Annotated in this window: 20 protein-coding genes and 2 pseudogenes; 10 read left to right on the top strand and 12 right to left on the bottom strand. The window is 56.1% G+C overall.

Annotated elements, in window-relative coordinates; genetic code table 11:
* Positions 1-4: 4 nt before the first annotated feature.
* A pseudogene (locus tag B2R17_RS28460) lies at positions 5-106 on the top strand (hypothetical protein); the annotation flags it as partial.
* On the opposite strand, the gene pheT reads toward B2R17_RS28460, so the two are convergent.
* From pheT to rpmI, 4 genes are all read right to left on the bottom strand, one after another.
* Positions 103-2,148 (bottom strand): phenylalanine--tRNA ligase subunit beta, encoded by a 2,046-nt coding sequence (gene pheT, locus B2R17_RS25250; protein ID WP_286766183.1) that lies wholly within the window; start codon positions 2,146-2,148, stop codon positions 103-105. The pseudogene B2R17_RS28460 and the gene pheT overlap by 4 nt on opposite strands.
* A 191-nt stretch (positions 2,149-2,339) precedes the next feature.
* A complete protein-coding gene (gene pheS, locus B2R17_RS25245; RefSeq protein WP_286766182.1) occupies positions 2,340-3,383 on the bottom strand; it encodes a phenylalanine--tRNA ligase subunit alpha in 1,044 nt (347 codons plus the stop codon).
* A 9-nt stretch (positions 3,384-3,392) separates the two neighbouring features.
* A complete protein-coding gene (gene rplT / locus B2R17_RS25240) occupies positions 3,393-3,749 on the bottom strand; it encodes a 50S ribosomal protein L20 (RefSeq protein WP_007332030.1) in 357 nt (118 codons plus the stop codon).
* Positions 3,750-3,906: 157 nt separating this feature from the next.
* Entirely contained in the window at positions 3,907-4,113 is a 207-nt protein-coding gene (gene rpmI / locus B2R17_RS25235) for a 50S ribosomal protein L35 (RefSeq protein WP_007332031.1), read from the bottom strand.
* A gap of 469 nt (positions 4,114-4,582) precedes the next feature.
* On the opposite strand from rpmI, the gene B2R17_RS25230 reads away from it, so the two are divergent.
* Positions 4,583-5,623, top strand: coding sequence for a PQQ-binding-like beta-propeller repeat protein (locus tag B2R17_RS25230; protein WP_286766181.1), 1,041 nt, complete (start codon positions 4,583-4,585; stop codon positions 5,621-5,623).
* Between the two features lie 43 nt (positions 5,624-5,666).
* Here the strand turns inward: B2R17_RS25230 and B2R17_RS25225 are convergent, their stop codons facing one another.
* A complete protein-coding gene (locus B2R17_RS25225; RefSeq protein WP_286766180.1) occupies positions 5,667-6,110 on the bottom strand; it encodes a response regulator in 444 nt (147 codons plus the stop codon).
* A 404-nt stretch (positions 6,111-6,514) separates the two neighbouring features.
* Here B2R17_RS25225 and B2R17_RS25220 point away from each other — a divergent pair, with 404 nt between their 5' ends.
* Both B2R17_RS25220 and feoB read left to right on the top strand, forming a co-directional pair.
* Positions 6,515-6,745: a FeoA family protein gene (locus B2R17_RS25220; protein ID WP_007326709.1), complete on the top strand. Its 231-nt coding sequence runs from the start codon at positions 6,515-6,517 to the stop codon at positions 6,743-6,745.
* On the top strand, positions 6,742-8,757 hold the full coding sequence (gene feoB / locus B2R17_RS25215) for a ferrous iron transporter B (protein WP_286766179.1): 2,016 nt from the start codon (positions 6,742-6,744) through the stop codon (positions 8,755-8,757). Before B2R17_RS25220 ends, feoB begins: the two co-directional genes overlap by 4 nt.
* 31 nt (positions 8,758-8,788) lie before the next feature.
* Here feoB and B2R17_RS25210 read toward each other — a convergent pair whose 3' ends face one another.
* From B2R17_RS25210 to B2R17_RS25195, 4 genes are all read right to left on the bottom strand, one after another.
* Positions 8,789-10,321, bottom strand: a complete 1,533-nt coding sequence (locus B2R17_RS25210) for an MlaD family protein (protein ID WP_286766178.1) — start codon at positions 10,319-10,321, stop codon at positions 8,789-8,791.
* A 3-nt stretch (positions 10,322-10,324) separates the two neighbouring features.
* Complete coding sequence (locus B2R17_RS25205) at positions 10,325-11,209, bottom strand: ABC transporter ATP-binding protein (RefSeq protein WP_286766177.1); 885 nt, start codon at positions 11,207-11,209, stop codon at positions 10,325-10,327.
* The gene (locus B2R17_RS25200) at positions 11,209-12,099 is read right to left on the bottom strand and encodes an ABC transporter permease (protein ID WP_339888272.1); all 891 of its coding nucleotides are present in this window, start codon (positions 12,097-12,099) and stop codon (positions 11,209-11,211) included. The genes B2R17_RS25205 and B2R17_RS25200 overlap by 1 nt, the downstream gene beginning before the upstream one ends.
* A 273-nt stretch (positions 12,100-12,372) precedes the next feature.
* Positions 12,373-14,097, bottom strand: coding sequence for a hypothetical protein (locus B2R17_RS25195; RefSeq protein ID WP_286766175.1), 1,725 nt, complete (start codon positions 14,095-14,097; stop codon positions 12,373-12,375).
* A 304-nt stretch (positions 14,098-14,401) separates the two neighbouring features.
* Here B2R17_RS25195 and B2R17_RS25190 point away from each other — a divergent pair, with 304 nt between their 5' ends.
* From B2R17_RS25190 to B2R17_RS25175, 4 genes are read left to right on the top strand one after another with little or no spacing between them, the layout of a single operon-like run.
* On the top strand, positions 14,402-15,295 hold the full coding sequence (locus tag B2R17_RS25190; protein WP_286766174.1) for a polysaccharide deacetylase family protein: 894 nt from the start codon (positions 14,402-14,404) through the stop codon (positions 15,293-15,295).
* Positions 15,296-15,333: 38 nt separating this feature from the next.
* Positions 15,334-16,524, top strand: a complete 1,191-nt coding sequence (locus B2R17_RS25185) for a glycosyltransferase family 4 protein (RefSeq protein ID WP_286766250.1) — start codon at positions 15,334-15,336, stop codon at positions 16,522-16,524.
* A gap of 13 nt (positions 16,525-16,537) precedes the next feature.
* Positions 16,538-17,143 carry a lysophospholipid acyltransferase family protein gene (locus B2R17_RS25180; protein WP_007332043.1) on the top strand — a complete coding sequence of 202 codons (606 nt, stop codon included), beginning with the start codon at positions 16,538-16,540 and terminating at the stop codon, positions 17,141-17,143.
* A gap of 2 nt (positions 17,144-17,145) precedes the next feature.
* Complete coding sequence (locus B2R17_RS25175) at positions 17,146-18,042, top strand: hypothetical protein (protein ID WP_286766173.1); 897 nt, start codon at positions 17,146-17,148, stop codon at positions 18,040-18,042.
* 15 nt (positions 18,043-18,057) lie between these two features.
* On the opposite strand, the gene B2R17_RS25170 is transcribed toward B2R17_RS25175, so the two are convergent.
* From B2R17_RS25170 to B2R17_RS25160, 3 genes are read right to left on the bottom strand one after another with little or no spacing between them, the layout of a single operon-like run.
* Positions 18,058-19,305 (bottom strand): hypothetical protein, encoded by a 1,248-nt coding sequence (locus B2R17_RS25170; RefSeq protein ID WP_286766172.1) that lies wholly within the window; start codon positions 19,303-19,305, stop codon positions 18,058-18,060.
* A gap of 8 nt (positions 19,306-19,313) precedes the next feature.
* Positions 19,314-20,651: a 3-keto-disaccharide hydrolase gene (locus tag B2R17_RS25165; RefSeq protein WP_008663025.1), complete on the bottom strand. Its 1,338-nt coding sequence runs from the start codon at positions 20,649-20,651 to the stop codon at positions 19,314-19,316.
* A 32-nt stretch (positions 20,652-20,683) separates the two neighbouring features.
* A complete protein-coding gene (locus B2R17_RS25160) occupies positions 20,684-21,856 on the bottom strand; it encodes a sulfotransferase family protein (protein ID WP_008663026.1) in 1,173 nt (390 codons plus the stop codon).
* A gap of 258 nt (positions 21,857-22,114) precedes the next feature.
* On the opposite strand from B2R17_RS25160, the gene B2R17_RS25155 reads away from it, so the two are divergent.
* A complete protein-coding gene (locus tag B2R17_RS25155) occupies positions 22,115-22,435 on the top strand; it encodes a MazG nucleotide pyrophosphohydrolase domain-containing protein (protein WP_008663028.1) in 321 nt (106 codons plus the stop codon).
* A pseudogene (locus B2R17_RS25150) lies at positions 22,411-23,766 on the top strand (hypothetical protein); the annotation flags it as partial. The gene B2R17_RS25155 and the pseudogene B2R17_RS25150, both read left to right, overlap by 25 nt.

Raw genomic sequence — 23,766 nt, 5'->3', positions numbered from 1 at the left:
TGGAACAAAGCGAGGCGGGCAGCAACATCGCCATCAAGCTCTAAACCCGCTGGCCATTCACCATGCCAGGCGGGGCCTGGCCTACGGAAACTTGAGAGCGATCTAGCGAAGCAAGACGGCGTCGAGCTGTTTTTCGCAGGACGCGACCAACTCGTTGATGATTGAATCAGCATCGCCGCCGCTGAGTGTCTCCGTCTGGCTTTGCAGTTCCATCGAGAACAGCACGCGTTTCTTGTCGGGGCCGTCGACCTTTTCGTTGCGATACGTTTCGCGATAAGTCAAATCCGCCAAACGCTCCTTGGCTGCCTTGCGAACCAACCCAGCCAACTCATTCCAACGCACTGACTCAGGCAACACCAAATTGAGGTCACGCTGAATCGACGGGAACGGACTGACCGCTTGTTGCTGTGGCACCAATCGCGACTGATTGACCAACACGTCCGCGGACAACTCGGCGGCAACGACACGTCCGGTCAACTTCCATTGCTTGACCAATTTATCATCGACAAATCCCAAGAAGCCCAAACGCATTGGCTCCTTGCCATCGTCACCGACAAGCGACAACTCCACCGCGCCGCCCTTGGCAAAACCATCTCGCTGCACCGGAGCGACGGTCAACTCACCTGGAACACCCAAGCGATCGCAAAGCGTTTCGATGGTGCCCTTGAGAGCAAAGAAGTCTTCGCCAGCGATCAAACCAATGTGATAGGTCTCGTCGGGCAACAACGCACTGTCGCTTCCCGCAGGCGCGGGCAAGTAAACGTGAGCGATCTCAAACAGGTCCGCAATCAAACTGGCCGAAGCCCAGTTCGCGGCACGGCTTTGCAGCAGACTTGGAATCAGCGATCGTCGCAGCGTCCGGGCACCTTCCAACATCGACGTGCGAGTCTGCAGAGCGGGCAACTCCGTCCACGGCGAGATCATTTGATCCAGCTTTTCGGTGACCACGCTGGGCGTCATTGCTTCGCTGATTCCGGCTGCGGTCAACACGCCGCGAATGCGTTCCATCGCGGTGTCGAAACGACGCTTGCTGCTGGGAGCAACGGGGATCGGCGAGTTCTCGGAAATCTTGTCATAGCCGTGAATCCGCGCGACTTCCTCGATCAAGTCGACTTCGCGAGTCAAATCGTGACGCCAGCTTGGCGGGACACACTGCAACCCATCGGCGAACGCGGAAACCTCGCAACCGAGCGAACGCAGGATTTTGTCCAGTTCCGCGGTTTCGATTTCCAAACCCAGCAGCGCCGCAACACGCTTGGGACGCAGTAACACGGTCTCGCGGGCTGGAATTTCAGGAGCAGTGTCGATGACACCCGGTGCAACCGATCCGCCAGCGATCTCGGTGATCAACTGGCACGCTCGGCGACTGGCCCAATCAATCCCGACTGGATCCACGCGACGTTCAAACCGGAACGACGATGGGCTGTGCAGCTTCAATCGACGAGCCGTTCGCCGAACCGACAACGGCACAAACTCGGCGGCTTCCAAGACGATATCGGTCGTCGCTTCGGTGACTTCCGAGGACGCTCCGCCCATCACGCCACCAACGGCCAACGCATCGGACGAATCCGCGATCACGCAAGTCGAATCGTTGAGGTCGTAGTTGCGATGGTCAATCGCCTCGAGTTGCTCTTTGTCTTTTCCTGAGCGAACGACGATCTTGCCATCGCCGACCTTCGCCAGATCGAACGCGTGCAGCGGTTGGCCACATTCCATCATCACGTAATTGGTCACGTCGACGACGTTGTTGACCACGCCGATGCCAACGGACTTCAGCGACTCCTGCAACCACTCAGGGCTGTCGCCAACCTTCACGCCGCGAATCACGCGAGCGGTGTAGCGGGGGCAGGCCTCGGGCATCTTGTTCTCGACCGCAAGCGATTCGTCGATCGCCGCCCCGGACTCTTGATACTCGATCGCTGGAATCTTCAGCTTCTGCTCCGTCAGCGCCGCGATCTCTCGCGCGACACCGATGTGTCCCAGGCAATCACCGCGGTTGCTGGTGACTTCCAAGTCGATCACGACATCGCCGCCGACTGTTTCACTGCCTTCGTGATTCAGCCCAGACAGACTGAGTCGATCGACCAACTCATCGTGTGGCAGCGTCAGGTCAACGTATCGCGACAACCATTTCCAAGAAACAAGCATGAGAGCGAAGTGGGCAGAAGATGAAGTCGGGAGGGAAAATCTTGATAGAAACCGCAGAGCATCGTGTCGATCATGTTTTCACACGTGCGACAACTGGTAGCCGGATTCGCCAGAATTCGGACCGCGAGTTGCTTCTTCAAAGTCAGTCGACTGCAGCTAAATCCAGCTCGCGTCAACGACATTCTGATTGCTCAAAACTGCTTCAAGAACCGCAAGTCGCCGCTGTATAAATCGCGAATGTCGGTGATGCCATGACGACGCATGCACAGGCGTTCGACGCCGAGACCGAATGCGAATCCGCTGACCTTTTCAGGGTCGTAGCCAACAGCAGCGAACACGTTGGGATCGATCATCCCGGCGCCACCAAATTCAATCCACGTTCCGTTCCACAGAAAGTCGACTTCGACACTGGGTTCGGTGAACGGGAAGAAAGATGGCCGGAAGCGAATTTCAACGTCTTCGCCGAGGTAGTTGTTCGCGAAAACACGCAGGACGGTCTTCAAGTTGGCCATCGTCACGTTGGTGTCGACGAGCAACCCTTCCATCTGATGGAACATCGGGAAGTGCGTCGCGTCCGGTGCATCGGGACGATAGACACGACCGAGCGAAATGATTCGGATCGGCGGCTGACCTTCCTTCATCACGCGAATTTGAACGGTGCTGGTTTGGCTTCGCAGCAACTGCGAACCTTCGTCACCGGCACTGACCGAACTCTTGCCCGAGGGATCCTTCGCAGTCGCCAAGTAAAAGTTATCCAGCGGATCACGAGCGGGATGATCTTCAGGAATGTTCAGCGCAACGAAGTTGTGCCAGGGGTCTTCGACCTCGGGACCTTCGGCGACCTCAAACCCCATCCGCCCCATGATTTCAGTCAGGTGACTGATCGTCTGGGTGATCGGGTGAATGTGCCCGAGCGAAGGGCGAGTTCCGGGGAGAGTTGGGTCGAAAGTCGGATCGGCACCTGAATCGTCGCCACCAGCCAGGTTTTGCTGGGCGCCTTCGAAAGCAGAGTTGATCGCCGACTTAACCGCGTTCAGCTTCGCACCGGCGGCAGGCTTGTCAGCCTTCTCGATTCCGCCGAGCATTTTCTGAATGTCTTTGAGCTGCCCTTTCTTGGCACCCAAAAACGTCACACGAGCTTCCTCGAGCGCTGCCGCATCGGAAGCAGAAGTGAACGCGGATTCAGCGTCCGACTGGAGTTGATCCAGTCGGGAGAGGAATTGATCGAGTGACATGATGGCGACTTAAGCTGCCAGAGTCTCTTTGACCTTGTCGCAAACCTGCTTGAAGCCGGCGGCGTCATGAATCGCCATTTCCGACAACGATTTGCGATCGAGTTGAATCCCGGCTTTGTTCAAACCGTGGATGAACTCACTGTAGCGCAACCCGTGTTGCTTGACGGCGGCGTTGATCCGAATGATCCACAGCTTGCGGAATTCACGTTTGCGGACGCGACGGTCGCGGAATGCGAATGCGCCCGAACGGAGCAGGGTTTCTTTGACGGTACGCGTCAGATTCCCGCGGCCACCGCGGAAACCTTTGGCTCGTTTGAAAAGACGCTTCTTCGATTGCCGGCGAGCGGCACCTTTGGTCGTACGCATCGAATTGAATTCCTAAATGCTGTGGTGATCTTTCGGGTCGTCCTGATTCAGGCCCCGGCAGAAAGAAAGGTCAACGCGACCGCTCAATCCCCGAAGTTCCGCCCAACCAGGTGGCCGTTGGATTCCGTGGTGGAAAAGAAGTGTAAGTCAGGTCGAATCAGTAGCTGTGGCCGTTGAGAGCTGCGTGAATGGTTGGTTCCATGCACTCAGCAACTGCGGTGGTTCCACGCAGGTTACGACGACGTTTCTTGCTCAAACCCTTGGCCAAGTGGCTGGTACCGCTTTGACGGTGCATCGCCTTGCCTTTGGCCGACAGACGGAACCGTTTCTTGGTCCCTTTGTGAGTTTTGATTTTGGTTCCCATGAGGGCATCAACACTGGTTGGATGGTGATTTTCGAAAAACGAAGCGGGGGAGCATATCGGATAGTCGTCAAAGCTGCTAGGGCGACCGTCCGGTTTCTGCGCGAGTGGCAGGTTCTGCATGACTGGCAGGGTGCCGTCTTCTCACCCGGTACCTGCTCCGGTGAAGGCGTGCAGGCTAGCACACAGGACCGGCTGTTCGGGCAAAGATCGGCAGGACCGACCGAATCGCTGCACAAAAGTGGTCCTCGGCGGCAGTAATACCTGCGTGATTCCCCGCAGAACACGTCCGTTCCGCAATAAACCCCGCCACACCCTCAGTTTTCTTGCCATGCCAGATTCTGGCATCCCCGCAAACCGATGAATGCGTGATTCTGTTCCATCGCGGCCTCTCCGGCGGCAGATTCGTCTATCATCGGACGCGATCGCTAAGATCCCTTCCCAAATCCCCTCCCCGCAGAAGCAAGTCCCCATGATTCAGAGACTCCAAGCTTGGATCGGCTCATCCCGCGCGACGACCGCGTCATTCCAATTGCGAACCACCCGACGAGCAGCTTTGCCGGTCATCGCCGCAACGCTGATTGGTTTTGCGATACAAACCAGCCCGGTGTCGGCCGAGGAAACGACCGATCAACACCGCGTGCTGCTGCACGGCAAGAAAGGCCTCGTCGTCGTTGAGCCGGATGGCTCCATCGGATGGCAGATGGATTGGGGCGGGATTCACGATCTGCACCTGTTGCCCAACGGCCACATCCTGACTCGCCAAGGCCCAGCAACCGTGGTCGAAATCGATCCGAGCACGAAAGAAGTGGTGTGGAGCTACGATTGCGGGAAGCGGGGCGGCAATGAAGGCAAGCGGATCGAAGTCCACGCTTTTGAACCACTCCCCAACGGCAACCTGATGATTGCCGAATCGGGTGCTCAACGACTGATCGAGGTCAACTGCGACGGTGAGATCGTTCACCAAATCGCCTTGCAGGTCGAAAACCCGAACGCACACACCGACACGCGTTTGGTGCGTCGTCTCGACTCAGGAAACTACCTGGTCGCCCACGAAGCCGACGGCAAGGCTCGCGAATACAACCGTGATGGCGATGTAGTTTGGGAATACGAAGTGCCAATGTTCGGCAGAAAAGCTGCTCGTGGTCACGGACCGGAAGCGTTTGGCAACCGCCTTTTCGCTGCCCTGCGAATGAAAAATGGCAACACCCTGATCGCGTCAGGCAACGGGCACAGCGTTCTCGAGGTCACTCCGGACAAAAAAATTGTCTGGGATATCCACCAAAACGATCTCCCCGGAATCCGCTTGGCTTGGGTCACGACACTGCAGGTCCTGGATAACGGCAATTACGTGCTCGGCAACTGTCACGCGGGTCCGGGGCAACCCATCCTGATTGAGCTTGAGCCCTCGACGAAGAAAGTTGTCTGGCAACTCGATCGTTTCAACGACTTTGGAAATGATGTTTCCAATTCGTTGATCATCGACAAAATCGAACTCGACTGGCTGAACTGAACCAGTCCCCAAGCGGAGCGACCCGATCAACGAAGTGTGCGTGTCACGGAATTACCACGATCCGCCAATAGGATCGAATCAGATCGTGAAGATTCCGGCACGCGTCACCGACCCGTGACTTCAAGATGTAACCCGCAACGTTCTTCTTGTAGGCCGCGACCAAGTCCATTTCGTGGTCGGATGTTGTGAGCACGAATACGACGGTCGAACAAAGTTCAGGATCTCGGCGAATCTCCTCGAGAAACTCCACGCCGTTCATGATCGGCATGTTCATATCGAGAAAAACCATCCGATGTGGCCCGATTGACTTTTCCGGATGCTCGCCTCGAAGAATATCGAGAGCTTCTTGACCGTTTTCTGCTACCGTCAGTGGGTTCGGGACATCATTCTTTTTGATTCCGCGTTGAAACGCCATCACATCGATTTCGTTGTCTTCCACCAGCAGAATGTGGACCTCGTCCAAGCTCGAAACCGTTGCATGCGACATATCAATCAGCCAAACGAAGGGAAAGCACTCGCGTGATATCGGGAAGTAACGGTCCGACAAGCCAACGGACCAAGACAAACTGCGAGCAACTCGAAATCATATCGAAATCTGCTGGCTAATCGAAACGCTCAAACCACACCTCCGCAAACTAGAATTTGTAAATGCTGTCACGCCGACGCCCCCCAAAAGGACGACTGGTGATCGCCAGAGCACGATCCACGCCCACCAACGACTTCCTTCCAATCCGATATGCGTTGTTCCTTTAGCGGATGACCGAATCATTCGCTGTGAACGAGCGAACTGCAAAATTTGTGCACATTCGGCGAAACGTCCCACTACCCACCGATCGCTCGAAGATCTAAAGTGGACGCAATCGAGAACCGTTCTCATTTACAGGTGATGACTTGATCGCTGAACTCGCCCTGGACCGTTGCGGATCCAACAGTGCCGAAATCGTTCGTTTGGACCTGCCCGAAAACTGCGCTTCGCGTTTAAAAGCGTTGGGACTGTTTGAAGGTCAACTGGTGCAGTTGTCTCGCCGAGGCAATCCGCTGATTTTGAAAGCAGCAGGAAGCCGGATTGCCGTAGCTGGGGAGATCGCTCAACAGATCTTCGTTCGAGCCACTGACGGATGAGCGTTTCACCGGTTGCTCCTTGCAACTCTTCTGAAGATGCCTCCGCCCAACAGCTTTGCCAAGCTCGAGTGGTTGCCATGGTCGGCAACCCAAACGTCGGCAAAACATCTCTCTTCAACCGACTGACCAACCTGCTGGCGAAGACCTCTAACTTCGCTGGCACCACCGTGGACCGACGCACCGGCACCGCGGATTTAAACGAAGGTCAATCATGCACGTTGGTTGATTTGCCGGGCCTGTATTCGCTGACGGCGTCATCTCCCGAAGAACAGATTGCTCGAGCATTCATCACCGGTGAATCCGAATGCCCTCCCGAGGGCGTCCTGGTCGTGGTCGATGCGACCAACCTTCAACGCAGCCTCGCCGTTGCCCGCGAAGCCATCCAGTGCGGGCGGCCAACGCTCGTCGCCGTCAACATGATCGAACTGGCTCGCAAGAGCGGTGTCGATGTGGACTTGGATGTCCTGTCACAAAAACTTGGCTGCCCCGTCATCGGAGTTTCCGCCCGTACCGGCGAAGGCCTGGACGACCTGAAATCCAACCTGAGGCAATTGCTGCAGCCACGAAAAATGGTAGTGCTGAGCGCGGATGCCGAGCCGGCTGAGATTGAATGCGGAGCATGCGGGGCTTGCCCGTTCGCGGATGGCCACCGCTGGGCTTCGACACTCGCTCGCGAAAGCACGCGAACCGGATACGTCGCCTCGGACGAATGGACGGACCGAGTCGACCAAGTCACGACCCATCGTTTCCTTGGCCCGGTGATTTTTGTCGCCGTGATGGTCGCCGCGTTCGCGTCAGTGTTTTACCTCGCGCAGTATCCGATGGAATGGCTCGACGCCACCTTCGGTTTGGTGACCGAGAAGGTCGGCGGTTGGTTGCCCGAAGGCGACCTGAACAGCTTGATCACCGACGGAATCTTGGCAGGCATCGGCGGCGTTGTGATCTTCCTGCCGCAGATCTGCATTCTGTTTTTCATGTTGGCCATCCTCGAAGACTCCGGCTATCTCTCGCGAGCAGTCGTCGTAATCGATCGATGGATGCGGCGCGTCGGATTGCCTGGCCAAGCGTTTGTGCCGTTGCTCGCAGCTCATGCTTGCGCCATTCCGGCGATCATGTCCACCAAAGTCATCGCGAATCGGCGAGACCGACTCGCTGCGATCATGGTCATCCCGTTGATGACTTGTTCGGCACGTCTTCCCGTCTACACGATGGTCGCCGCGTTGCTGTTTCCTTCCAGCCCATGGTCGGCCGCGTTGCTTTTCGCGTCGGCCTACGCACTCGGGATGGTCGCCGCTTTCTTCGTCGCATGGTTGCTGAAACGATCGATCTTGCCGGGTGAAGCCTCTCCGCTGATTCTGGATTTGCCTCCCTACCGAACACCATCGCTCAGCAACGCACTCCGGCATGCATACGAACGCGGATGGGGATTCCTGCGCAATGCAGGGGGCGTGATCCTGGCCATCAGCATTGGCATTTGGGTTTTGTCGACCTATCCTAAACTTTCGGAAGAACGTTTTACTGAGCAGTTGCAAACGGCAGGCTTGAACGCGGAAACGCTCGAAGAAACGGACCTGGAAAACCGCCGTGCCCTCGCCGCACAAGAACACGCCGTGATCGGACGGATGGGCAAGTTTGTTCAGCCCGTTTTCGCGCCGCTCGGTTTTGACTGGAAGACCAGCGTTGGTGTGATGACCAGTTTCGCCGCTCGCGAAGTGGTCGTCTCGACGCTCAGCATTCTGTACGGCTTGGGCCCTGAACCCGAGGATGAATCATCGCTGCATGATCGATTGATGTCGGCCACCGACGCGGAAGGCAACCGAGTCTTCACTACCGCAACATGTGTCAGCCTGCTGGTATTCTTCGTCTTGGCGATGCAGTGCCTTCCAACTCAGGCTGTCACCAAAAAGGAAACCGGCTCATGGGGATGGGCGGTGTTCCAATTCGGCTACATGACCGTCTTGGCCTACGTCGCCGCCTTGATCGCCTACCAGACGATCTCGCGGTTCACCTGAGCCAATCGATCAATCATTTGCGGGCATTGGTTTACTTCAAACCCATTCCGCTGGGACGGTTGGTGATCGCACCGCGGACGCCCAATTGCCTTGGGTCACGAGCGATCTTGTCCGAGAAGACGCGAACGTCATCGAGGATCGGTCGCAGACGTGCCGAAGCCGCTTCGATGTTCTGAACGGTACGCTGGACTTGGTAGAACAGCTCATCATCTTCCAGCAGACGACGAACGGTTCCGTCACTGCTGTTGAGCGTTCGACCAAACGTATCCAACTGCACCAATGCGTTGTCAACGTTGGCCAAGCTCACCAAAACAGCTTCGATCAACTCACCGCCACGTTCACCCAACGGTTCAGTGAAGGCCTCGATGTTCTCCGCTGTGCCCTCAAAGCTCTTGGCCGTCGATCGAACGCTGCGAAGCGTGGATTGCAATTCGTTCGCGGTTTGCGAAACAGCGTCCTCGGCAACGATCCCGACCTGTTCGAATTGCCCACCGACATCACGAAATGTCTCAAACGTTTCGCGAGCGTCTTCGAGAGTGACTTTGACTTCGTCCAAAACACCAGGCAATCGATCGACCGTATCACTCACGCTTCGCTGTATTTGAGGGTCACCAATGATTGACCTGATGTCGCGAACCAAGAAGCTGAACTCTTTGACCGCTTGTGATGCATCCCCGGCCAATTGTGTGATCGTTGGCGGAGTCTGCATTCCTTGCTGGCCGGGCAATGGTGTCCCCAACTGAGTTCCAAACCCTTGCGGCGGAGTGAATCCCTGCGGAGGAATGGTTGGCTGCTGCATGCCCTGCTGTGGCAGCGGTTGTTGCATCGCCACTTGTTGAATCACACCCTTCGACGTAGCGTCCTTCGGACTTGAATGAGTCGCCAAAACAATCGGCCGGGCCCACTCGGGAGCGGGTGCCATCGACTGAGGAAAGCCGCCCATTGGAACCGATGGCGACGATACCGGTGCGGTTGGACTCAGCCCAATCACGCCACGAACATCGCGAACCAATCCCTTGATGTCGCTGCCAATATTTTGAATCGCATCCCCCGCACCACGCACGCTTCGGAACGTCGAGACGAGTTCATCTTCCATCCCAAAGATCAACGAGAATGGGTCTTCCAACTTTTTTCCATAGTCGAACAGTTCGCCATCCGTGTAGGGTTGTTCTATCAAGTCCGGATTGTCATCGAACAACCCAATCAATTCACGCCGGTCGGCTTTGCGAAACTCAAGTTTCGAGTCACCGGTGATCAGCGACCCGATTCCAATTTGAGGAATGTACTGGTGCGTCATCGAGACACTCTCGTCCATTGAAAGGATCAGCCTCACGCCACCTTCTTCCTGCAACCGGATGTCATCGACGCGCCCGATTTTGACGCCATCGCGATACACCGGCGCATTGACATTGATCCCATCAGCGGACGGGAAATAGACGTTCAACGTGTACTCGCGATTTAAGATCGCGGGGAACGCACCAAACAAGAACGTGAGGATCACCGCGATTCCAATCGCCGCGATCACGAGCACGCCCACACCAAAACGAAGTCTGCTGTCATCCATGGTTCAACCCATCCCCTGAGACATTTCGCGGATGCGATCCCCCGCTTCCCCTCGCACAAACTGGCGGACACGACGATCTTCGGCGTGTTCGAGTTGGCTCGGTGGAGCGTCAAAAAGTATTTGCGACTGATCGAGTTCGAGCCGACGTCGCGGATAAAACATAATCACTCGGTCAGCCACTTTGCGTGCGGTGTGCATGTCGTGGGTGACGACGATGCTCGTCACCGGATACATCCGGCGCGTATTCAAAATCAATTCGTTGATCACATCGCTCATGATCGGATCCAACCCGGTGGTTGGTTCGTCATAAACAACCAATTCCGGGCGGAGAACCAACGCACGAGCCAACCCGACGCGTTTTTGCATCCCGCCCGACAACTCAGCCGGCCGCTTGTAAATCACTTCTTCGGGCAATCCGACCTCACCGATGTGCTGACGCACTCGATCGTTGATTTCGGCATCGTCAGTGCCCTCTTCGTTCTGTCGAATCGGGAAGGCGACGTTGTCGAAAATGTTCATGCTGTCGAATAGCGCCGCATGTTGAAACACAAACCCAAATCGCCGACGAACGATCGCCAACTCAGCTGGACTCAGCCCCGACAAGTCTTGTCCGTCAAACATCACACGACCGACGGTTGGTTGCACCAATGCCACGATCGTCTTCATGAACACGGTTTTGCCGCAACCACTTTCACCGATCACGGCGACGGTTTGCCCGCGTTCAATTTGGCAGTCGATGTCCTTCAAGACCGTTTGGCCATCAAAGGTGACTTCCAGGTTTTCCACTTCGACCAATGGACGCTCTGCCACCGCGACGGCTGATTCTTCAGCTTGCGGTTCGGATGCGTCTTGCCCGGATGGATCGATCGGTGGGTTGGAATCGCTCACTAAAACAGACTCGTGCCTTCCGGGTAGAAACTGAAATACACCCAGTCCAAAACGATGTTCAGGAACAGGTCGATCGCCAGGATCATCACGAACGAATACACAAACGCTTCCGTCGCGGCTTTGCCAACGCCCTCAGCTCCGGGTTGGCAATTGAAACCGCGATAACAACTGATGATGGCAATCACGCCGCCGAAGAAAATGCTTTTGAAGATCCCGTTGAAAAGATCAAAGGCGACCACGCCTTCACGCGAATGATGCAGATAGGCGGCACGGTCGATTCCGAGAATGATGACGCTGTAGAAATACCCGCCAACGATTCCCATGAAGTCCGCCACGATAGTCAGTGCGGGAATCAAGAACAGACACGCCATGAATCGCGGCACGACCAGATAGTGAATCGGGTCGGCACCCATCGTGGTCAACGCATCGATCTGTTCCGTCACACGCATCGTTCCCAGCACCGCCGCCATGGCGCCGCCAACTCGCCCGGCCAACATCGTCGCCGCCAACACCGGCCCGAGTTCCCGAACCAACGATGTATTGATCACAACACCGAGGTGCGTTTCCAATCCGATGGTGTGAAACTGGTAGTAACTCTGAACCGCCAGCACCATTCCGATGAACGATCCGGTAAGTGCCACGACCGGTAGGCTCAACACGCCAACCTGATAAAAGTTGACCAACACCGTGTCACGTCGAGGCATTCGAGTGAACATCCACACGAACATCTGCCAAGTGAACATCGCCAAGTCGCCAACCGCGGTGACTCCACCAACCACAGCAGTTCCCCACTGCATGATCCATCGCCGCATTGGCGTATCGATCGGAATCTCCGGTTTCGCAGTTTGAATGCGAAGAACGGATTCGGTCGTGGATGCTTGCTCCGACATAGCGGCGAAGACAGCCCCGTGGGTGAAAGACGTGAAACATCTCACATCGAACCGATTCACCAATCACTGCTGGCTGAACGGTCGTGCGAACATCGTCTTTATCGGCCGGGCGAATGTTGCGGATCAGTCAAACTGCGCCGCGAAGTCAAACTTTGCCGGCTGCTAGAAAATCCCTCAGGATTGGCAAGCTCGCCGCAGACGCTGAACGTCGACTTCACTTGGCAACGCACGGGTGAAGCCAAATGGCGAGACCGATGTTTCATCAACCTGGTGCTAAGCGGCACGGCCACCGCGTTTGAGCTGTTTGCGAACACGACGACGCTCCGCTTTGCTCATACCGGACCAATCAATGTCCTCTTCATTCATCTCGCTGTAATCAGGCTGAGAATCATCGTAGGAGTTTTGATTGGACGACGAATGGTCGTTGGATCGCGAATCCGCAACCTCTTCGAAATCTGACGCCGAGACCTCTTCTTGTGTTTCGGATTCGTCATCCGTCGCATTCTTCTTGGCCTTGCGGCCGAGCGATGGGAACTTCAATCCGAAACGTCGCTTCTTCGGCGCCGCGTCTGCATCTTCGTTCTCTGAATCGTCGGTCTGAGTCATCTTGGCCGGCTCTTCCTCGACGTCCGAACCATCATCTCCATCAGTTTTCGGTTTACGCTTCCACTTGGGGAACCAAGAACGTTTGGCTTTCGGCTTGGCGTCGTCTGCTTCGGTGTCGTCGGCTTCGGTTTCAGCGGCTGACAATTCCTCTTGCTCGTCCTCGATGGTTTCTTCCTCCGAGTCCACGTGCTTTCGCTTGCGTCCCCAGAACTTCCATTTGGAGGCTCGCTTGCTGGACGTCTCTTCATTGTCCTGTTCATCGTTGGACGACACTTCGTTCGCAGCCTCGTCGATTTCATCATCTTGCTTGGACGCTTGATCACGACGGCTCGATGGCTCATCGCTCGCGGGCGACGCTTCGGCACGTTGCCAGAACCGTCGTTTGCGTGCCGGTTTCTCATCTGTCTCAGTTGTTTCCTTAGGCTTTGTCTCAACCTGCTTCTCGGGCCGTTTCGGTTCCGGAGCCTTCTTGACTTTCAGTTCTTTCGCGGGCTTTGGTGGCTTGGGTTCGCGTTTGGTCCAATCACGCATGCTTTCCCATTGCTCGGCCGACGCTTGCCGAACTCGGACTACCAAGCTCGCTGGTCGCTGAATCCCTCGGACATCCATGTAGAGCGTTCGCAGATACATGACAGTCGCGCAAAACCAACACGATGCTGCAACCAACATCGCTGACGTAAACGCGGTCCAACGAAGCGGTGTATCGATCGCGAGCAAGTTCCAATTCTCAGCAACAGGCAACAACGCCGCCAACCAACCAGCAAACATCCATGATGCTGCGACTCGGTGCTTCCAAATTTCGGCCGTGGTGCGCAATAACATCACCGCTCCACCAACGGTCAGCAGTAACTTCACCCAATCACTACCGGACAGAGCCACGCGTTTTCCCAATGCCCACTCGGTCACACCGCCCAACAAATCGATCAACGGAACCATCGTCGCGACGCTGCCTAGCAAAGCCATCACGGTGACGAGTCGCCACAGCCGATAGTGCCCTTGGAAATCATCGTTTCGATATCGCCGAAGCTGGTAGACCAACCAAGACGCGCCTGCGATTCCCAGCATCAACATGCTGGTGCAGTAGCGTCCCAAACTGCCCACGGCATCAATGCGAGTGACTGCCGTGACCGATGGACGTTCCGCCAGTGCTGGCCAAGCGACTGATGCGTAGTGCAATCCGATCAGCACGAAAGCGACGGAGATCACCGTCGCCATCAAGCCGAAAACCGCCGACCTTTGGACGGGAACCAAAGAGAACCAACGTCCGCGCAAGCACCTGCGAACACGGGACCCGTAGGCGACAGCGGGCCGGCGAGCTTCTCGCCATTGCTGCTGGACCGCCTTCTGTTTGGCCGTCGTGTTTCCGGTGTCGCCGCCCGCGGTGGTGAGCATGACCCTTCGGCGGCGTTCGGTCGGACGTCGAGTGTGATTCATTGTGTCGGGCGTAACAAAACGCTGCCTCGCGAGACAAGCCAAATCGCCACCGTCGATTGAGACTCCCCAACGCAACACCCACCAAACACCTGTTCGGATGGCTACTCCTTTGCTTCTCACGCGGTCATTCAGCACGCATAACCGGAATATTTGATTCGCGAACGAGTAGAACCTTGAAACCTGTTTCCCATGGGTTTCACATTCCCCCCCAAGGCGGCGTAGCTTTTTCCACTGCTCCATCACGCTCACCGCCCACGTCATCATGCAACTGCTCCGCTCACTCGCGATCTCCACCCGGCTGGCCGTCCAAACGCCTTGGCGGAAAAAGCAAATCCAACGCATGTGCGAGCGTGGCGAAGCACCCATGTCGGTGCTTTTCTATCACCGGGTTGCGGACGAACCGATCAATCCGTGGACGATCTCAAAACGCGAATTCGAGCGGCACGTTGACTACTGCCGGGACAACTTTGAATTGATCTCGCTGGAAGAAGTGCAGCGACGGCTCGAGTCGGGCCATTCGCCGCGCCCGTCAGTCACATTTACATTCGACGATGGGTACTCGGAAAACTGCGAGCTCGCTTTACCGCTGCTGATTCGCCATCGGATTCCCTGCACATACTTCGTCACCACTGAAAACGTGCGTCACGGCCGTCCGTTCGAACATGACCTGCGTCTTAACCGCCCCCTGCCGATCAACACCATCGAGCAGCTCAAAGCGGCCGCAGATAGCGGCATCGAAATTGGACTGCACACGGCCAACCACGTCGACTTCAACCGAGTTCACACGGTCGAAGAGCTGAACAAAGAAATCGTTGAAGCGAAATCTAATCTCGAAGAGATGATCGACCGACCGGTTCGGTATCTCGCCGTTCCATTTGGATTGCCCGAGCAAATGCGTCCCGCTGTCATCGAAACGGCTCGAAAGTGCGGGCTGATTGGCATCTGCAGCGCCTACGGCGCCTACAACCTGGTTGGCGACGACTCGTTTCACATTCGCCGCTTTCATGGCGATCCAGAATTCAATCGTTTTCGCAATTGGCTGACCTACGACAACCGAAAAAACTTGCGGCGACCGACCCTGCCAACAGAAGACGTGCTGAACATTGCACCGGAAGTTGCCACGAAAGTTCGTCAGCCCGAATTGGCTTTCTCATGAACACAAACACAAACTCTGCCGAGCACCCATTGAACTGCATGTTCATCATCACCAGCATGCCGGTCGGTGGTGCCGAAACGTTGCTCGTCAATTTGATGCGGCGAATGGATCCGAACCTTGTCCGTCCCGAAGTGATTTGCCTGAAAGAACCAGGCCCACTCGGAACCGAAATTGCCAACGAGTTTCCGATCCACAGCCACCTGATCCGTGGCAAGTACGACGTCGCGGTGCTGCCTCGATTGGCTCGTTTGATGCGCAAACGAAAAGCCGATGCGGTGATCACCGTCGGTGCCGGAGACAAGATGTTTTGGGGACGCTTGGCCGCGCAAATGGCGGGCGTGCCTGTGATCGCGTCGGCACTGCATTCCACCGGTTGGCCGGACGGCGTCGGACGTCTGAACCGCTTGCTCACTTCCATCACCGATGCATTCATTGGCGTTGCCGAATCACACGGCGAATTCCTGCGTACGTTCGAGAAGTTCCCGCCCAACAAAGTGAACGTGATTCGAAACGGGATTGATTGCGATCGCTTTCATCCTTCCGCCCAGTGCCGCACCGCACCCAACGTTCGCGAAGAACTCGGGCTGCCCGAAGAAACTCCGTTGATTGGAATCGTAGCGGCGCTGCGAAGCGAAAAGAATCATTCGATGCTAATGCACGCAGCTGCCAAACTGCGCGACCGGCATCCCGACCTTCAAACGCTGGTTATTGGCGACGGCCCCGAGCGAGCGACGATCGAACCTTTGATCGAAGAATTGGGACTCACCGACCGAGTTCACCTGCTGGGCAATCGTGGAGACACGCCTCGTTTGCTCGCCGCCATGAATGTTTTTACGCTTTGCTCACTCAACGAAGCCTCACCGGTTTCAATCTTGGAAGCTCTCGCGTGTGAGACCCCCGTGGTCGCCACAGACGTGGGATCCATTTCCGAAACCGTTCTGCCGGGCAAAACTGGCGAACTGGTCCCCAGCGAAGATGTGCAGTCCTTCGTGGCAGCGATCGATATGCTGCTCAACGATCCTCAGCGGAGTTCACAATTGGGTCGAAACGGCCGCGAATTGGTTCAAGCCACCGGATCGCTGCAATCGATGGTGGACGGCTACCAATCGCTTGTGCATCGAATTTTCACAGAGAAATCACGAGCCCGCCAACGAGCTTCCTCTGCCGAAACCGCTCCTCGAACCCGCACCAACCCAATCAAGGGTGCTTCGAGGGCAACGGCTGGCTGATTAAACTGGTCGCATGACACTGACCAGCCATATCATCGTTCTGCTCGCAAAGATGTTCAGCGGCTTCACCGTTCGGTGGGTGGATTGCCAGCCGGACACGTGCCAACGAATTTACTTTGCCAACCACACCAGCCACCTCGACGCGGTGGTGCTTTGGTCGGCATTGCCGCACGAAATACGCCTGTTGACTCGTCCAGTCGCGGCAAAAGACTACTGGACCGGGAGCTGGTTCAAAGAACACATCGCACGCAGCTTCAACGCTTTGTTGATTGATCGCAAAGAGATCAAGGTCCACAAAAGCCCGATCGACATCATGATCCGGCAAATGGGTGACCTGTATTCGTTGATTGTGTTTCCAGAAGGAAGCCGATCAGCTGGCGAAGAAATGAGCGACTTCAAAAGCGGCCTGTACTACTTGGGTAAGAAACGCCCCGACCTCGAATTGGTCCCCGTTTACATCGAAAATGTGAATCGAATCTTGCCGCGTGGCGAAGTGCTGCCGGTTCCGTTGCTCTCATGCATTACGATCGGCGCTCCCATCTTTTTGGAAACCGGCGAACCCAAAGCTGACTTTTTGCGCCGCGCTCGCCAAGCAGTGCTCCAACTCAAGGAAGTCTGAACATGTCGACGCATCCCACCGATCCGTTTCAATCTGGTTCGCCGAACGATCCAAACGTCATGGTGCAACCTGCCAAAAAATCTGGTTGGGGCTGCGTCATTTGGGGATGCTTAGGAACGCTCACTTTCGCGATCGTGTTGTTGGTCGCCAGCGTCTTCGGTGCCTATTACTTGTTCACCGGCCAAGTCGAAAAATACACCGACGATCGGCCCGCCGAAGTCCCCGTTGTCGAATGGGAACAAGAACGCTTGGATGAGCTGCAGGCCCGGATCGACGCGTTCAGCGAACAAGTTAAATCCGGCTCTCAAGACGACGAAACAACCATCGACGGCGAGATCACTGGCGATGAACTTGAGACGACCGATCCTTCGCCGGTTGACGCCGACGCTCCCCGAGAGTTGCGTTTGACCAGCGACGAGATCAACGCATTGATCTCGGCCAACGAAGAATTACGAGGCAAAGCGTACGTGCGAATCGAAGAGAGCCGACTGTACGGTCAAATCACTTTGCCGACCGACATGATTCCCGGCGGCAAAGGACGTTACTTCAACGCCGATGCCGAGTTCGAAGTCTCGATGGACAATGGCGTTTTGGTCGTGCGTCTGACCAGCGCCAGTGTCAAAGGCGAGCCCATCCCGGAATCATTCATGGAAGGCCTCGCACAACAAAACCTTGCGAAAGACGCCTACGACGATGTTGAGACAGCGGAACTGCTGCGGAAGTTTGACAAGATCGAAGTGGTCGACGATGCAATCATCCTTCAATTGCGTGAACCGGACGCCGAGAACGATTCGGACGAAACGGGTGCATCAGAAGATTCCGATGCACCAGTCGACGATGCTGACTCAGCAGAACCAGAATCAGTGCCGGAAGACGCCGCCGAATCAATCGCAGAGTGATCTCGCGATCGGTGGTCAGGGCACCAACCAAAACTGCTTGCCGGCTTTCTCAAACTCGTCCGGCCGAGTCCACCACTGCTCGTCTCGTTCGCCCGTCCAACGGTCGGATGCGGATTGAACTTTGCCGCGAACCTGGTTCTCGATACCGAACTGCTGGATGATCCGATCCGCCAGCGCCCACTGATACCGAGCCTGTGGAACGGAGGGCACTTTTCGAACGGCCAGCGATAACTGACCGAGATGAAAATCGTGCCATCGATCCGAATCATTATCGGCGGTGATTGCGGCCTGCCATTCTTCGGGCAATTGGTCGATCGCTGACTCGTGAATCTGAAGCGTGACTCGGCTGCTGTGCGGTGAGTACAACGCCCACGCAAACCAGTGATCCCAGTAGCCTGCTCGCTCGAATACCGGCATCACGAGAGCGATCACAACAACCGCCCAAGACAGAGCCCCCACGCGGCGAATCTCTGGGTTCGGCTTGTCTTCAACTTCCACAACGGTTCCGGCGAACAACCACCAGGCTTGCATCGCCATCACAGCGTTCCAGACGATCACACCGGGGCTGTGCCCCAATCCCATCGGTGACAACACCGCGATCAACCCGAGGTGCATCACCGTCGCCATCCAAACGCCCAGCATCCGAGTCCGAGGCCAACTCAGTGCAATCGCAACGCACAATTCAAAGGCCGGGAAGCTAGCCGCGGCAATCAGCCTGGTCCTTGCCGACCAAGCCGATACATCAACGCCGACCCATTGCAGCGGAGCTTTGAGGAAGTCCTGGCCAACGGTGTGCAAAAACTGAAAATCAAATTTGCCAACCGCACTGAATACGTACACGCTGATCGTCAGCAAGCGAACCAAACGGAAGGTTGATTCAGACAAACGCCCCGACTCGTCCCGTGGAGCAGCCGCGAACAAGATGGCGTAGAGAAACGATTGATAAGCCCAAGGTTGCAATCGATGCTGATCCAGCACCACTGCGGTCGCCAGCGACACTGCGATGATCGGCCATGTCAAACGCGATCGTCCCAATCCAACGGTCGCGAAACAAGCAACCACAATCGCGAGCGTCGCTGCGAAGGAAACCAAACCGGCGGCTTGCTGCGTCAATCCGACCTTCGCCAGATCAAACATTGGCACCGCGGGGTAATCCCCCGTTCCGATCCAGCTAGCCGGCAGCCAAAGCCGAAATGTTGCGGCCATCAAAGCCAACAATGCGAGCGACCAAAACGCTTCGTAACCGCCTCGCGTCCGCCTCATCGCCACCACTATTCACCGCCTTCTGCGGCGACCTTTTCGGCAACTGCGATTTGGCGATAGGTCGCTTGCGTAGTCTTGTCGTGTCCCTGCACGATGATCGAACCGGGCTCCAACCGAAGTCCTCGGCGAGGATTTTCATCCGCCTTGCGAGTGTCAACGATATCGGTCACCTGCAAACCGTTGACCCAAGTTGCGAAGTGATTGCCTTCGGCGACGAGCAAGATTGAATTCCATCGCTCCGGTTCACCGGCAACCACACGAGCGTCTTGTCGACGAAAGATCCCGCCGGCACCGCAGTCAGCGGGCTGCAACGGATTGCCATCGATCAACTCGTTGCTGACCTGGCACTCGTAGCCCATCATTTCATCGCCGGGGATGGCGCGAAAGAACAAACCCGAGTTGGATTTTGGATCATCCATTTTGTAATCAGCCAACATGACGAAGTCGCCGAACACAGCCTCCGTTTCAAGCTGTTGCTTGCCGCCGTCGACGACCAAATGACCATCGTCATTGATTCGGTATTCGCCATCCATTCCTTCCCGAACGGTCCAACCTTCCAAGCCATCGGCCAACAAATTCTTCAGACCCAATGGACGCAACTGAATGTCTTTGAAAGTGATTCGGCCTTCGCGATGTTGCAATCCGATGTATCCGGAGGTCGGCTGCGTCGCATCATCCAATTCGCAAGTCACGGTTCCGTCGATCGTGACTCGCAACGTTGCACCATCGCACAAGATGTTCATCGTGTGCCATGTCTCAGGGTCGGTGTCGAACGTTTCGCCTTTCGATCGCTGCACCACGCCTCCGGTTGGAAACGGATTCGACGGCGGTGCGATGTTGACCTCATAGCAATCCGTTTGAACGCTCTGCGGATCCAGCGTCGTGCGTACAAACACACCCGAGTTGGTCTCTTCATCGCATTGGAACTGCAATTCCAATTCGTAGTCGCTCCACTGCGTCGACGTGGTCAGCAAACAATTCTCGCCTTGATCGGCCACGATGGTTTCATCTTCCACTCGGAAGTTGGCATTCCCACCGATCACCCACCCAAACAAAGTGTGCCCGTCAAACAATCGAATCCAACCCTCTTGGGTTCGTTCGATCGGCAAACGACTGGCCAACAACTTCTCGGCGTCGGCTTCAAAAACGGGCGGCTCAAAGGAAGCCTCGGGAGACTCCGGCGGCAACTCATCGATCGCGGCAACCGAGCCGGTCGTGGTTTCAGCTTCTTTGTCCGTTGACTCCGTTGTCGCGGAAGACGAGCAACCCGCAACGATCATGCTGGCGCACAAGCAAGTCGCAATCGTGAACGCATAGGACGAGCGAGAGAAGATTCGGTTCATCATTATCCAAACGATCCAGTGAATTCAAAAAAAGATCAACGGTATCCGTACCGGTCAAAATAGTCGCTCCAACGATCCAGCAGGAGCTTTTCTTGATCCGGATCCAATTGGTGCTTGTTGGTTTTGTACTGCCGATGTTCGTTGTCGGCCCAATCTTGGATGTCTTCGCTGACCGTATCGAAATCGCTCAACCGCAACGACTCGTAGATCGTTCGCAAAGTGCCAACCGGATCGGCGATCAAGTCTTCGTAACGAATATCGATGATGTGATGCTCGTCGATCTCCTGACGATCCGCATGAAACGAGTCGTACATCTTTGACAGACAAGTCAGCACGTATTCATCCAGCCCTTCTTCATCGCTGGTTTGCAACGATTGAACCTCGTCCAAACTTCGCCACAGCCGACAGGTGCTTGGAAACAGCGACCGCGGATCGCGAGTGATGTGAACAAACTTGGCTTGCGGGAAAGCTCGAGCCAAATGACCGGTTCGGCCGGTGTGCGTTGGACTTTTGATCACCAAAGGCCGATTCGTCGACACGCTGACTCGCAACAAAAACGACCGCAGCGTCGACAACCAAGTTTCGCGATCCTCGTTGGACACGTCGATCAGGTCCAAATACTCCATGTCGACCTGATTTCTTCGCGGAAACGCGATTCTGCGATATGGCGAGGGCAGCCCCAGGTTCATCAACGCAAACTCGTCCTCTTGTGGCCGCTCCCACCCCGCATCCATGTTGTCCATCGGACGCTTGCCCGGCAGCAACCAACTGGCGAATTTCCGAAAGAACCACTGGGTCACGAGAAAATGCGAGGGTGCAAAGCACTGAAACGTCGACGGGCTGCTGAAGCGTTCGTCGCGGACCATCAACTCATGCAGCAACGTTGTGCCGCTTCGCCAGTGGCCGACGATGAAGACCGGAGGCCCGTGCAATTCAGCTTCTCGCAGCCGTCGCGCGAACAAAACGTTCTGCAGCCACGTCAACAGCGTGTTGACGAATGTTGTCAGTGAAACGCTGATCACCATCGGGATTCGCGATGGACTGATTTCGAAACTGCCACTGCGCAGCAAACGCCACCATGCGGCTGGCCGCATCCCGTGCCAAAAACGCGGGCTGTAAAACGGGTACGAGTTCAGCTTGGCCGGTTTAATTTTTGCCGCTTTGGCTGAAGGCGTTGAGGGAACTTCGGATTTCGAAGTGGATTCCATGCGACTGGTTGCAAGTGTGCCGAAATTGGGCGGAACGGAAGGGGACAGCGTGACACAAGAGGGAGGCATGCCAAGGTGCCTCGCGGTTCCGATTCGGGTCGCTAGAATACGCCTCGCAGTCGAATTGGCCTATCATCCGAATCGATCGAATAAAGATTTTTTGCGTGTTTGACGGTTCAAAGTAGCCTGACCCGCAATCTCGAATCCAATCTTCCACTCGGCCTTTGCCGAATTCCGCCTTCTCCGCCCGACTTCTTCATGACGTCTCCCAGCAAAGATCTCTCGATCGCGGATTTGCAAAAGCACATCCACCGCATGTACTACGACAAAGACGTCGCTCGCGGTGTGGATGGAACATTCATGTGGTTGATGGAGGAGGTCGGTGAACTCGCCTCCGCCTTACGGGGGGATGACCGCGAAAATTTGGCAGAAGAATTTGCCGACGTGATCGCTTGGTTGTTCACGATCGCAAACGTCGCCGACATCGATTTGGCCGACGCTTTGTCGAAGAAGTACGGCAATGGTTGCCCGGGGTGTGGGCGTTTTCAATGCGAATGCAGCCTGAGCGAAAAGCCATGAGCAGTTGGAACGCATTTGCACAGATCCGCCAAAGCCAAAGACTCACGTCTTCGCTGATCCCGATTTTCGCGATCGCCTTGCTGGCGACAATTTCGATCCATCGAGGGTCGTCCGCCGCGGCACAGGACGCCATGGGCCCCAGCGTCCAAGCGAAGTGGGCAGGAATCCAAGGTCACTATCGACCGGGCCAGTGGACCGCCATTCGACTGAAGACCGCGCAAGGCGAATCGACCATCGGCGATGCGATTCCCGTTGAGCAGCTCAGCGGCTTGGTCATCGAAACGCTCGACGGTGACGGAGCGGTTGTTACCTACGAACAACCCAACCTTTCCGAAAACTCTCCTTTCGGGCTCGTCATTCCCGGCAGTGAAGCCGCCCCGATCATCATTCGATCTGGCGATCAAGTTCTGGCGAAAACGCGATTGCCCGAAAGAGGCGTTCCAGCCAACGGAGCCGCCATGATTCCTTTGGGAATGCCCTGGGTCATGGTCTTTGGCGACACGCTCACCATCGACACGATCGGAGTGAACGAACTGCTCAACCGCGAAGCTTCGGTCGCGGTGACTCACATCCAGGATCCCGCCGCGGTCCCAAACCATGCGTTGGCTTTAGATGGCATCGACTTGATGGTGATCAACGCGGCTGGCATTCCGATCCTGAAAGAACTCAGCGCATCGCAACGAACTGCGCTGGCACATTGGGTTCGCAACGGCGGGCAAGTCTTGCTGACGCTGGGCGAGAATGCGGAGGCATTGCTGGACACGGCCGATTGGTTGGCGGAGTTGCTGCCCGAAGCGGTTGCGACCGCCAAAACCACTCGAATGGACCCGTCAGGTTTGGAAACGTTCACGAGCAGCCAGACTCGACTTCCTGAGTTTGAGGGGCTTCAGCTTCCCAAAACTTTTGGCCGCGAAGGCATCGGCGAAATGCTGATTTCCGGCCGAACCAGCCGCCGGGTGAGCCAACCGTTTGCTGTTCGATACGTATCCGGGTTTGGCAACATCACTGTGTTGGCGGCGGATCTGGAATCGCCCGAATTTGCCGAATGGCCCCAGCGGATGGACTTGGTCATGCTTTTGATCGGCGATCAGCTGCGGCATGCTGACGAAGACAACGTGAGCGAAAGCATTCGGCTCAGCGGCTTCGCAGACTTGGCTGGCCAAACCCGCGCGACGCTGGATCGTTTTGACCTCAAACGCCCATTCAGCTTCGCTGTCTTGGCGGTGATCATCGGCGTCCTGATCGCCTTGGTTGGTCCACTGGACTACTTGCTGATGCGAAAGTTCAACCAAAGCAGTTGGATCGGCTGGCTGACGTTTCCCACAGTCTCC

This window comes from Rhodopirellula sp. UBA1907 (genome assembly GCF_002337565.1).
GTDB classification, from domain to species: domain Bacteria; phylum Planctomycetota; class Planctomycetia; order Pirellulales; family Pirellulaceae; genus Rhodopirellula; species Rhodopirellula europaea.
The sequence above is the reverse complement of the archived record's forward strand: the minus strand, read 5'-3'. Positions and strand labels throughout refer to the sequence as shown.